The sequence below is a fragment of the Hungatella sp. genome (genome assembly GCF_046966825.1).
This window is the reverse complement of sequence record NZ_JBKVCZ010000071.1, coordinates 23,092-34,357: the sequence shown is the minus strand read 5'-3', so window position 1 is coordinate 34,357 and position 11,266 is coordinate 23,092. Positions and strand designations below refer to the sequence as shown.

The following is an 11,266-nucleotide window of genomic DNA, read 5'->3' as shown; positions in this document are numbered from 1 at the left end:
TCATGATGGCAGGTCTCCAGGGCGCGGGTAAAACCACGACCACAGCCAAGATTGCCGGCAAATTAAAGGCCAAGGGAAGAAAACCTCTTCTGGCGGCGTGTGACGTCTACCGGCCGGCTGCCATTAAGCAGCTGCAGATCAACGGTGAGAAGCAGGGCGTTCCGGTGTTCTCCATGGGAGAAAACCACAAGCCTGCGGACATCGCGAAGGCGGCGGTGGAACATGCGTCAAAGAACGATCAGAATGTAGTAATCCTGGATACGGCCGGACGTCTTCATATCGATGAAGACATGATGAACGAGCTGGTGGAGATTAAGGAAGCCGTGGAGGTTCATCAGACGATTCTTGTAGTCGATGCCATGACAGGTCAGGACGCGGTCAATGTGGCCGGTATGTTCAATGACAAGATCGGTATTGACGGAGTTATCTTAACCAAGCTGGATGGCGATACCAGAGGCGGCGCGGCACTTTCGATCCGGTCTGTAACCGGAAAGCCGATTCTGTACATCGGTATGGGAGAAAAGCTGTCCGATTTGGAGCAGTTTTATCCGGACCGTATGGCTTCGAGAATCCTCGGAATGGGCGATATCCTTTCTCTGATCGAGAAGGCGGAGAGCCAGGTGGATGAGGAGAAGGCGAAAGAGCTGTCTCAGAAGCTGCGGAAGGCCGAATTTGATTACAACGATTTCCTGGATCAGATGAACCAGATCAAAAAGATGGGCGGCATGTCGAGCATTATGAACATGATGCCTGGTATGGGACAGATGAAGGACGTGGAAGTGGACGAAAAGGCCATGGACCGCGTGGAAGCCATCATCCTGTCTATGACGGATAAGGAACGGACGAATCCGGACCTCATGAAGAACGCTTCCAGAAAACAGAGGGTCGCCAGAGGCGCCGGTGTTGATATCAGTGAAGTCAACCGGATCGTCAAGCAGTTCGACCAGATGAAGAAGATGATGAAGCAGCTTCCCGGCATGATGGGCGGCGGTAAGAAGAAGGGCGGATTATTCGGCAAGTTCAAGATGCCGTTTTAATTGGAGCAAAGAAGTTAGCAAGGCAGTTTTACTGCATTGACTATAGATACGCAGTATGCGAAAACACAAATATTCAAGGAGGTGAATCACATGGCAGTAAAGATGAGATTAAAGAGAATGGGACAGAAGAAGGCTCCTTTCTATAGAATTGTAGTTGCAGATTCCAGATCCCCAAGAGATGGCAAGTTCATTGAAGAGGTTGGTTATTACGATCCGAACACAGATCCGAGCGTAATCAAGTTCAACGAAGAGTCCGCTAAGAAGTGGTTAGCAACAGGTGCTCAGCCAACTGAGAAGGTAAGCAAGCTTTTGAAAATCGCCGGCATCCAGTAGTTTAATAGGAAAGTCCCCCTTACAACCGTTTGGGGGAAAGTGGTGAAGCATATGAAAGAATTAGTAGAAGTAATTGCGAAAGCACTGGTTGATAATCCAGACGAGGTTGCTGTTACCGAGTCTGTGAAAGACGACGAAATCGTCCTTGAACTTACGGTAGCGCCTTCCGATATGGGTAAAGTCATCGGCAAGCAGGGCAGGATCGCTAAGGCTATCCGTTCTGTAGTAAAAGCAGCAGCTTCCAAAGAAGACAAGAAGGTTATTGTAGAAATTCAGTAGCCAATACGTAAACGAAGACCGCCGGCCTGTCAGGAAGACGGTCTTTTCTATATTATGGCAAAGTGTTATTTGCAAGGGAGAAAAATGATGGAACAGTTACTGAGAGTTGGCGTTATTTCCTCTACACACGGTGTCAAAGGGGAGGTCAAGGTTTTCCCGACGACAGATGATGCGGCACGTTTTAAAAAGCTGAAGCAAGTGATTCTGGATACGGGAAAAGAACAGCTGAAACTGGAAATTGAGGGTGTTAAATTCTTTAAAAATATGGTTATACTGAAGTTTAAGGGATATGACACAATTGAAGATATAGAGAAGTACAAGGGAAAAGACATTCTTGTCACGAGAGACCAGGCGGTGAAGCTGGGGCCGGATGAGAATTTTATTGTTGACCTGATCGGTTTAAAGGTGGTGACTGAGGACGGGGAACCGTTCGGCACCCTGACGGATGTCATCAAGACCGGCGCTAACGATGTGTACGAGGTGAAGACGGCGGAAGGGAAGGAAGTCCTTTTGCCCGCCATCCGGGAGTGCATCCGGAACGTGGATTTAGAGGCGGGAGTGATTACGGTCCATATTATGGACGGACTTCTGGACTTATAAGGAGGAAAACATGAACTTCCATATACTGACTTTATTTCCCGACATGGTGTTAGACGGCCTTCACACCAGCATCATCGGCAGAGCCGTGGAGAATGGCCTGATTTCGATTGAAGCCATAGATATCAGGGAATACTCGACGGACAAGCACCGGCATGTGGACGATTATCCGTACGGCGGCGGCGCGGGCATGGTGATGCAGCCGATGCCCATCTGTGATGCCTATGACGACCTGTGTGACAGAATCGGAAAGAAGCCCCGGGTGATTTATCTGACCCCGCAGGGGACGGTTTTCAATCAGAAGATTGCAGAGGAACTGGCGAAGAAGAGGAACTGGTATTTCTGTGCGGCCATTACGAGGGCGTGGATGAGCGCGCCCTGGAGCTGGTGGCCACGGATTACCTGTCCATCGGTGACTACGTTCTGACCGGCGGAGAGCTGCCGGCCATGGTTATGATCGACTGCATTTCCCGCCTCGTTCCCGGCGTGCTGAATAACGATGTCTCAGCGGAGTTCGAGTCCTTTCACGACAATCTTCTGGAATATCCGCAGTACACCAGGCCGGAAGAGTATAAAGGCCTGCGGGTACCGGAGGTTCTGCTTTCTGGCCACCATAAGAATATCGACACCTGGCGGAGAGAACAGTCCATCAAACGGACGTATGAGAGACGGCCTGATCTGTTAAAGGATGCGGTGCTGTCGAAAAAGGAACAGGAATATCTGGAGAGTCTGGCGAAGAAGCCGGAAAGTCAGGATATTCAGGAAGAAAATTGCAAAAAGGGACTTGCAATCGACAATTCTTTATGATAAAATATTAGACGTTGTGACGCAAGGAGATGGTCCTCTGTTACGGATTACGTCAGTATGAAGTATTAAGAACATCAAATATAATCAAGGAGGTTCACACGATGAACGACATTATCAAGAATATTGAAGCAGCACAGTTAAAGCAGACAGTACCGGAGTTCCACGTTGGCGATACCGTTAAGGTATACAACAAGATCAAAGAGGGAACCCGCGAAAGAATCCAGATTTTCGAGGGAACTGTTATTAAGAGACAGAACGGCGGCGCAAGAGAGACTTTCACAGTAAGAAAGAACTCCAACGGCATCGGCGTTGAGAAGACATGGCCATTACATTCTCCTTCTGTAGATAACATCGAAGTGATCAGAAGAGGTAAAGTAAGAAGAGCGAAACTGAATTACTTAAGAGACAGAGTAGGTAAAGCTGCTAAGGTTAAAGAGTTAGTGAAATAATTCTGAGACAGCCAGGGGGACAATGAAAATTGTCCCTTTCTTAATAGATGGGATGTGCATAAAGAGTGGAGTTTTATAACAGTGAAGAGAACAACCGGATCCGCCATGTGGTCAACTGGATTGTAGACATTACCGTTGTGATCGCGTTTGCATGGTTTATTGTTTATGCATATGGGACCCAGATTCCGATTGCAGGACATTCCATGACTCCGCTTCTGCAGTCGGAGGATGTAGTACTGATGGACCGTCTGTCTTACGATTTCGGGAAGCCGGACCGTTTTGACGTGGTGGTGTTTGAACGGGAAGACCAGAAGATGAACGTAAAGCGCGTGATCGGTCTGCCCGGTGAGACCGTGCAGATTAAGGGCGGTCAGATTTATATCAATGATGAGTTAATTGAACAGCCGGAAGGAGCTGGCAGCATTTCACTGGCAGGTATCGCGGAGAACCCGGTAAAGCTGGGGGAAGACGAGTATTTCCTTTTAGGCGATAACAGAGACAGCAGCGAAGACAGCCGTTTTTCCAATGTGGGCAACGTGAGCGGAAAGCAGATTCAGGGAAGAGTCTGGATCCGGATTGCACCATTGGCGAATCTGGAGCTGATCCGTTCGAAATAGAGGTAGATGATGAATATACAGTGGTATCCGGGTCATATGACCAAGGCCAAAAGGGCCATGAAGGAAGATATCAAATTAATCGATTTAATTATAGAACTGGTAGATGCCAGAGTTCCGCTTTCCAGCCGGAACCCGGATATTGATGATCTCGGAGCGGGAAAGGCGCGGCTGATCCTGCTTAACAAGTCCGACCTTGCCGATGAGCGCTGCAACCTTAAGTGGGCCGCTTACTTCCAGGAGAAGGGGTACTTCGTGGTAAAGGTGAACTCCAAGAGCGGAGCCGGTCTGAAGGCGATTAACGGAGTCGTGCAGGAAGCGTGTAAGGAAAAGATCGAGCGTGACCGGAGGCGGGGAATCTTAAACCGTCCGGTCCGTGCCATGGTGGTGGGAATCCCCAACGTGGGCAAGTCCACGTTTATCAATTCCTTTGCCGGCAAGGCATGCGCGAAGACCGGAAACAAGCCGGGTGTGACGAAGGGCAATCAGTGGATCCGGCTGAATAAGAGCCTGGAGCTTCTCGATACCCCGGGAATCTTATGGCCTAAGTTTGAGGATCAGGTGGTGGGAATCCGCCTTGCGCTGATCGGTTCGATTAACGACGAAATTTTAAATAAAGATGAACTGGCACTGGAGCTGATCCGCTTCCTTCAGAAAAGTATCCGATGTGCTGGAAGACAAATACCAGACGGATGCTTCCGATGCAGTGGGACTTCTAAACCAGATCGCAAAGGCCAGAGCGTGCCTCTCAAAAGGCGGAGAACTGGAGCTTGCAAAGGCTTCCCGACTTCTGATCGATGATTTCCGAAGTGGAAAGCTGGGGAAGATCACTCTGGAGCTGCCTCCGGAATTGCCGTAACAGTTCAGACGGCGGGAAGATGAGTCGTCTGAACTGTTACGAATTACCTTCAGAGAATACGAAAGCGGAGTAAACCTACGATGAGAAAGTTAAGCGAAGAAAAACTGGCTGCCGAGCGGGAACGCTTAGAGCTGATGAAAAGCTACGAAAGGCAGTATGAGGATAGTGTCCTCGTCTGTGGAATCGATGAGGCCGGCAGAGGACCTCTTGCAGGGCCGGTTGTGGCCGGAGCGGTGATCCTTCCGCGGGACTGTGAGATCCTGTTTTTAAATGATTCGAAGAAGCTGTCGGAGAAGCGGCGCGAGGAACTGTTTCTGGAGATCCAGGAGAAGGCTGTGAGCTTTGCCGTCGGAGTGGTCGGACCGGAGCGGATCGATGAGATCAATATTCTTCAGGCCACATATGAGGCCATGCGGCTGGCAGTCAGCCAGCTTACCTCTGTCCCGCAGGTGCTTTTAAACGACGCGGTGACGATTCCGGGACTGGATATCCCGCAGGTCCCGATCATCAAGGGCGATGCGAAGAGCGTCTCCATCGCGGCGGGCAGCATCATGGCAAAGGTTACGAGAGACCATATGATGGCAGAGTACGACAAGCTGTTCCCGGAGTACGGCTTTGCAAAGCATAAAGGCTACGGAACAGCGGCGCACATCGCGGCGCTTAAGGAGATCGGTCCGTGTGCCATTCACCGGAGGAGTTTTATCAGGAATTTTGTGGACTGATGGGGAACTGAATGAATAAGCGTGAGATTGGCAGCGGCTATGAAGAGATGGCGGCTGCCTATTTGATAGAACAGGGCTATAAAATCGTTGCCCGGAATTTTTCGGGCCGGCGCGGGGAGATCGACATCATCGCGCGTGACGGGGAGTACCTGGTCTTCGTCGAGGTGAAATACCGGCGGGATGAGAGACAGGGCAGCCCCGCAGAGGCGGTGGACTACAGAAAACAGCAGCACATCCGCCGCGCAGCGGAATACTATTTATACAAAAACCGGGTCAGCGAGGCCATGCCGTGCCGCTTTGATGTGGTCGCCATCCTCGGAGACCGGATCACGCTGATCCGTGATGCATTTTGACGCCTCGCTGTCAGTGGAGGGGCGTCTTACCGGCGCTGTGATTCATGCGCGGACTGTGCAGGTGATTGTTTCAAAGGAGGTTTGACGATGAGAGATATATGGAAGCGAAAACAGGAACTGCCGGTGCTAGAATGCCGGATGGCGGATGGCGTTCCCTATCTGTCTTTTCCGATGCTGGAGAAGACCGGCATCGTGCGCCACGGATTTTCCACCCGCATGGGCGGCGTGAGCACCGGCGTGTATGCTACCATGAATTTCGCATTTTTAAAGGGGGATGATCCGGACCATGTGCGGGAGAATTACCGCAGGATGGCGAAGGCGATCGGCGTGGATGAGGGGAGAATGGTACTGTCCTGGCAGACTCACACGACCAACATCCGCCGGGTGACGGAAGACGATGCGGGCAAGGGGATCACCAGGGAACGGGACTATCAGGACATCGACGGCCTGATCACGGATGTGCCGGGCATGACACTGGTGACGTTTTACGCGGACTGTGTGCCGCTCTACTTCCTCGATCCAATCCATCGGGCTATAGGCTTAAGCCACTCTGGCTGGAGAGGAACGGTGGCCCGTATGGGCCGGGTGACGATGGAAGCCATGGGCCGGGAGTACGGCTCGAAGCCGGAGGACATCATTGCCTGCATCGGTCCCAGTATTTGTCAGGACTGCTACGAAGTGGGAGAGGAAGTGGCTGCAGAATTTCGCCGGGCATTTTCGGAAGAATACTGGCCGGAACTGCTTCGGGAGAAGCCAAACGGAAAATTCCTGCTGAATCTCTGGCGTGCCAATGAAATTGTCCTTCTGGAAGCGGGAGTAAAGGCGGATAATATCCAGATTACCGATATCTGTACCCACTGCAATCCGGACTACTTATTTTCCCACAGGACGATGGGGAATGAGAGAGGAAATTTAGCGGCATTTCTTTCCATAAAAGAATCGTAAGGAGCATTTGCCGAAACAGAAGAGAGAGTTTGGCAAGCCCGACTCTTGCGCAGGAGGATTTTTATTTCATAGTATGGACTGTTTTTTGAAATAAAAGAACCCCTCCGAAACGGTCGTAATACCGTCTGAGGGGTTCTTGCATATGCCGCCTTTCGGCAGACTGCGGCTACAGGATGGTCTGATAGTAATCGTATCCGTCGCTGTGGCGTTTCTTGAGCAGATTCTGAATCTTCTCCGTAGGGGAAAGCGCGGTGCTGATCGATACGTCGTGGTTTAAGGAATTGATGATGGCGGCGATATACTTGCTGATATCGGCTTCCACGTACCATTCGCGGCTCAGCAGCTCCTTCGGGCGGTAGCTTAAGTTGGTAGTCACAACCAGATCGATGTATTCCTTTGCATAGTATTCGTCGAACTTGTCCAGGCCGTTTGTGAAGAGTCCGAAGGTACAGCAGACAATGACCTTTTCCGCTTTGCGTTCCTTTAACTCCTTGGCTGTGTCCAGCATGCTCTCGCCGGAGGAGATCATGTCATCCACGATGAGAACGGTCTTGCCTTCCACGGAAGCGCCCAGAAACTCATGGGCTACGATGGGATTGCGTCCGCCTACGACTCTGGAGTAGTCTCTTCTCTTATAGAACATACCCATGTCCACGCTTAAGTTGTTGGCCAGATAGACGGCGCGGTCCATGGCGCCCTCGTCCGGACTGATGACCATGAGATGATCCTTGTCGATGGGCAGATTCGGATAATGGCATAAAAATGCCTTTACAAACTGGTAGGTAGGCATAAAATTATCGAATCCGTGAAGCGGTATCGCATTCTGCACACGCGGATCATGAGCGTCAAAGGTGATGATGTTGCTGACACCCATGGAGGTCAGTTCTTCCAGCGCCATGGCGCAGTCGAGGGATTCGCGCTTGCTTCTCTTGTGCTGGCGGCTCTCATAGAGAAACGGCATAATGACATTGACGCGGTGTGCCGTAGCCGAGCAGGCGCCTATAATTCGCTTTAAATCCTGGAAATGGTCGTCCGGAGACATATGATTGGTATAACCATTGACGGTATAGGATATGCTGTAATTAGTGATGTCCACCATTGCAAAAATATCGGTACCTCTGACAGACTCTTTGATGATGCCTTTGGCTTCACCGCTTCCGAAACGGGGACAGTCGCAGCTAAGAAGATAAGAATCGACATCGTATCCACGGTAGTGGAGATCGGCCTCGCGCCGCTTTAATTCCTCGATATCGTTTCGACGGAAATCTACGATATGGTCGTTGACTTTTCCTGCCAGCTCCCGGCAGCTCTCCAGTGCCGCGATCTTTAGCGGTGCAACCGGCAGCTGGTCATTAAATACATAATCATTTGCCATGATAATGAAATCCTCCATAAATTAATAACAGGCAGTCCCGTAAGACTGCCCAGTTCTAATCTTACATCCATTTATACCATTCTTCGACACAATGCGTCAATAGCAATTCTTACATTTCATGGAAAAAAACAAAAAAGGCTTTCTTTACAAAGATTGATAATATTGTTATGATAGAGAAGATAAAACAGAAGGGAAACAACAGAAAATATGAGCAGAAAAGGACATAAAATAGGGGCTGTGGATCCCGGGTCCATCGCGGAGGCGCTGGAACTGGAGCCTGGCGACTGCGTGTTGTCGATAGACGGCCATGAGCTGGAAGACATTTTCGATTATGAATATTATATGAACAGCGAATCCATCGTCATGGAGGTCAGAAAGGCCGACGGCGAAGAGTGGGAGCTGGAGATAGAAAACGGATATGAGGACCTGGGAATCACCTTTGAGAACGGCCTGATGAGCGAATACCGTTCCTGCCGGAACAAATGCGTGTTCTGCTTCATCGACCAGATGCCGCCGGGAATGCGCGAGACGCTGTATTTTAAGGATGACGATACCAGGCTGTCCTTCTTGCAGGGCAATTACGTGACGCTGACCAACTTAAGCGATTACGATGTGGAGCGCATCATTAAGTTCAAGCTGGCTCCCATCAACATCTCGGTGCAGACGACCAATCCCGAGCTTCGCTGCGAGATGCTTCACAACCGTTTTGCCGGACAGGCATTAAAGCGGATCGATGAGCTTTACGAAGCCGGAGTCCCCATGAACGGCCAGATCGTTTTATGCAAGGGCTTAAATGACGGGGAGGAGCTGGAACGGACCATAAGAGACTTATCGAAGTATCTGCCTTATATGGAGAGCGTTTCCGTGGTTCCCGTCGGGCTCTCCAGGTTTCGCGACGGACTCTACCCGCTAAAGCCCATCGAAAAGGAAGATGCTGCTAAAACCATCGACTTGATCGAGCGGTGGCAGAAGAAGCTCTATGAGGAACACGGGACCCATTTTATTCACGCCAGCGACGAGTTTTACATTCTGGCGGGACGTCCGCTGCCGGAGGAAGAACGGTATGACGGATACATTCAGCTGGAGAACGGCGTCGGGATGCTGAGGCTCCTGGAAGAGGAGGTTGAGTCCGCACTTCAGGAACTGCAGGGAGACAGCGTGGAGGAGGAGATTTCCATCGCCACCGGACAGCTGGCGGCCCCGTTCATTGAGCGCCACGTGAATTCCGTCCGCAGGAAATTCCCGAACTGTAAGATTCACGTGTACCCGATCAGGAATTACTTCTTCGGGGAGCAGATCACAGTGGCCGGACTGGTCACCGGGCAGGACCTGATCGGCCAGCTTAAGGATAAGAGTCTGGGATCGAGACTGCTGCTTCCGGAGTGCATGTTCCGCAGCGGTGAAGAGGTGTTTCTGGACGATATTACCCGCGGCGAATTACAAAAAGCTTTACAAGTAAAGGTAGATATTGTAAAATCAAGCGGTCAGGATTTTGTACAGGCCGTACTTCATCCTGTGGAAGAGGGAAGCCCTTCCTATGAAGGATACGAGTTAAAGGAGATTTCATATGAGTAAACCAGTTGTTGCCATCGTAGGCCGTCCCAATGTCGGGAAGTCTACGTTGTTTAATGTATTAGCCGGAGATACGATATCCATTGTTAAGGATACTCCCGGTGTCACAAGAGACAGAATCTATGCTGACTGTACGTGGCTGGACAAGAATTTTACCCTGATTGATACGGGCGGAATCGAGCCGGACAGCAGCGACATCATCCTGTCCCAGATGAGAGAACAGGCGGAGATCGCCATCGCGACTGCGGACGTCATCGTCTTTATCGTGGATGTGCGCCAGGGCCTGGTGGACGCGGATTCCAAGGTTGCCGACATGCTGCGCAAGTCCAAGAAGCCGGTCGTTCTAGCTGTCAATAAGGTGGACAGCTTCGAAAAGTTCGGCAACGATGTATACGAGTTTTATAATCTCGGCATCGGCGATCCGGTTCCGGTTTCTGCCGCCTCCAGACTCGGCTTGGGCGAGCTGCTCGACGAGGTGGTCAAATACTTCGGCGAGAGCACAGAAGAGGAAGAGGAGGATGACAGACCGAGAATTGCCATCGTCGGTAAGCCCAACGTCGGCAAATCCTCCATTATCAACCAGCTGGTGGGAGAAAACCGCGTAATCGTATCCGATATCGCGGGAACCACGAGGGATGCGGTGGATACGGAGATCGTGCATAACGGGACGGAGTACGTCTTTATCGACACGGCCGGACTTCGCCGGAAGAGCAGGATTAAGGAAGAACTGGAACGCTACAGCATCATCCGTACAGTAACCGCGGTGGAACGCGCGGATGTGGTGGTGGTGGTGATTGACGCCACAGAGGGTGTGACAGAACAGGATGCCAAGATCGCCGGCATCGCCCATGAGCGCGGAAAGGGAATCATCGTTGCCGTGAATAAATGGGATGCCATCGAAAAGAACGATAAGACTATTTACGAATACACCAATAAGATTAAGGATACGCTGGCCTTCATGCCATATGCGGAGTACGTGTTCATCTCGGCGAAGACGGGACAGAGGACGAACCGCCTGTTTGAGCTGATTGACATGGTGAGACAGAACCAGACGCTTCGCGTCGCCACGGGTGTGTTAAACGAGATCATGACAGAAGCGGTAGCCTTACAGCAGCCGCCGTCGGATAAGGGAAAACGCCTGAGACTCTACTATATTACACAGGTAGCGGTGAAGCCGCCGACGTTCGTCATCTTCGTCAATGATAAGAATCTGATGCATTTCTCCTACACGCGGTATATCGAGAATAAGATCAGGGAAGCCTTCGGGTTCAAGGGAACCTCTCTCAAGTTTATTGCCAGAGAGCGCAGCGGAAAGGAACAGTAG

At 50.9% G+C, this 11,266-nt stretch carries 13 protein-coding genes and 1 pseudogene; 13 read left to right on the top strand and 1 reads right to left on the bottom strand.

Going from position 1 to position 11,266, the window contains the following annotated elements; genetic code table 11:
• The 11 genes and pseudogenes from ACLTD4_RS20205 to pgeF all read left to right on the top strand — a co-directional run.
• Positions 1–1,037, top strand: a 1,037-nt coding sequence (locus ACLTD4_RS20205) for a signal recognition particle protein (protein ID WP_412331509.1), incomplete at its 5' end; no start/stop codon positions are given.
• A 90-nt stretch (positions 1,038–1,127) separates the two neighbouring features.
• Entirely contained in the window at positions 1,128–1,370 is a 243-nt protein-coding gene (gene rpsP, locus ACLTD4_RS20200; RefSeq protein ID WP_002603963.1) for a 30S ribosomal protein S16, read from the top strand.
• Between the two features lie 51 nt (positions 1,371–1,421).
• Positions 1,422–1,649: a KH domain-containing protein gene (locus ACLTD4_RS20195; protein ID WP_002603964.1), complete on the top strand. Its 228-nt coding sequence runs from the start codon at positions 1,422–1,424 to the stop codon at positions 1,647–1,649.
• Between the two features lie 87 nt (positions 1,650–1,736).
• Positions 1,737–2,249: a ribosome maturation factor RimM gene (gene rimM, locus ACLTD4_RS20190; RefSeq protein ID WP_117620649.1), complete on the top strand. Its 513-nt coding sequence runs from the start codon at positions 1,737–1,739 to the stop codon at positions 2,247–2,249.
• 10 nt (positions 2,250–2,259) lie between these two features.
• Positions 2,260–3,053, top strand: a pseudogene (trmD, locus tag ACLTD4_RS20185) (tRNA (guanosine(37)-N1)-methyltransferase TrmD).
• A 101-nt stretch (positions 3,054–3,154) separates the two neighbouring features.
• Positions 3,155–3,502, top strand: a complete 348-nt coding sequence (gene rplS, locus ACLTD4_RS20180; protein ID WP_002603967.1) for a 50S ribosomal protein L19 — start codon at positions 3,155–3,157, stop codon at positions 3,500–3,502.
• Positions 3,503–3,567: 65 nt separating this feature from the next.
• Entirely contained in the window at positions 3,568–4,119 is a 552-nt protein-coding gene (lepB, locus tag ACLTD4_RS20175) for a signal peptidase I (protein ID WP_055652834.1), read from the top strand.
• Positions 4,120–4,128: 9 nt separating this feature from the next.
• Complete coding sequence (ylqF, locus tag ACLTD4_RS20170; protein ID WP_412331510.1) at positions 4,129–4,917, top strand: ribosome biogenesis GTPase YlqF; 789 nt, start codon at positions 4,129–4,131, stop codon at positions 4,915–4,917.
• A 138-nt stretch (positions 4,918–5,055) separates the two neighbouring features.
• Positions 5,056–5,697, top strand: coding sequence for a ribonuclease HII (locus tag ACLTD4_RS20165; RefSeq protein WP_002603970.1), 642 nt, complete (start codon positions 5,056–5,058; stop codon positions 5,695–5,697).
• Between the two features lie 11 nt (positions 5,698–5,708).
• Positions 5,709–6,050 carry a YraN family protein gene (locus ACLTD4_RS20160; protein WP_025529309.1) on the top strand — a complete coding sequence of 114 codons (342 nt, stop codon included), beginning with the start codon at positions 5,709–5,711 and terminating at the stop codon, positions 6,048–6,050.
• Positions 6,051–6,137: 87 nt separating this feature from the next.
• Complete coding sequence (pgeF, locus tag ACLTD4_RS20155) at positions 6,138–6,995, top strand: peptidoglycan editing factor PgeF (RefSeq protein ID WP_412331508.1); 858 nt, start codon at positions 6,138–6,140, stop codon at positions 6,993–6,995.
• 166 nt (positions 6,996–7,161) lie between these two features.
• On the opposite strand, the gene ACLTD4_RS20150 is transcribed toward pgeF, so the two are convergent.
• The gene (locus ACLTD4_RS20150) at positions 7,162–8,370 is read right to left on the bottom strand and encodes a ribose-phosphate pyrophosphokinase (RefSeq protein ID WP_055652831.1); all 1,209 of its coding nucleotides are present in this window, start codon (positions 8,368–8,370) and stop codon (positions 7,162–7,164) included.
• A gap of 207 nt (positions 8,371–8,577) precedes the next feature.
• Here ACLTD4_RS20150 and ACLTD4_RS20145 point away from each other — a divergent pair, with 207 nt between their 5' ends.
• Together ACLTD4_RS20145 and der are read left to right on the top strand one after the other, a co-directional pair.
• Complete coding sequence (locus ACLTD4_RS20145) at positions 8,578–9,945, top strand: DUF512 domain-containing protein (protein WP_117620653.1); 1,368 nt, start codon at positions 8,578–8,580, stop codon at positions 9,943–9,945.
• Entirely contained in the window at positions 9,938–11,266 is a 1,329-nt protein-coding gene (gene der, locus ACLTD4_RS20140; RefSeq protein ID WP_025529311.1) for a ribosome biogenesis GTPase Der, read from the top strand. Before ACLTD4_RS20145 ends, der begins: the two co-directional genes overlap by 8 nt.

Coding starts and splice junctions, on each gene's coding strand:
- ACLTD4_RS20165 (WP_002603970.1), top strand. CDS start 5,056: ATGAGAAAGTTAAGCGAAGAAAAACTGGCTGCCGAGCGGGAACGCTTA.
- ylqF (WP_412331510.1), top strand. CDS start 4,129: ATGAATATACAGTGGTATCCGGGTCATATGACCAAGGCCAAAAGGGCC.
- rimM (WP_117620649.1), top strand. CDS start 1,737: ATGGAACAGTTACTGAGAGTTGGCGTTATTTCCTCTACACACGGTGTC.
- rpsP (WP_002603963.1), top strand. CDS start 1,128: ATGGCAGTAAAGATGAGATTAAAGAGAATGGGACAGAAGAAGGCTCCT.
- ACLTD4_RS20160 (WP_025529309.1), top strand. CDS start 5,709: ATGAATAAGCGTGAGATTGGCAGCGGCTATGAAGAGATGGCGGCTGCC.
- pgeF (WP_412331508.1), top strand. CDS start 6,138: ATGAGAGATATATGGAAGCGAAAACAGGAACTGCCGGTGCTAGAATGC.
- ACLTD4_RS20145 (WP_117620653.1), top strand. CDS start 8,578: ATGAGCAGAAAAGGACATAAAATAGGGGCTGTGGATCCCGGGTCCATC.
- der (WP_025529311.1), top strand. CDS start 9,938: ATGAGTAAACCAGTTGTTGCCATCGTAGGCCGTCCCAATGTCGGGAAG.
- rplS (WP_002603967.1), top strand. CDS start 3,155: ATGAACGACATTATCAAGAATATTGAAGCAGCACAGTTAAAGCAGACA.
- ACLTD4_RS20195 (WP_002603964.1), top strand. CDS start 1,422: ATGAAAGAATTAGTAGAAGTAATTGCGAAAGCACTGGTTGATAATCCA.
- ACLTD4_RS20150 (WP_055652831.1), bottom strand. CDS start 8,370: ATGGCAAATGATTATGTATTTAATGACCAGCTGCCGGTTGCACCGCTA.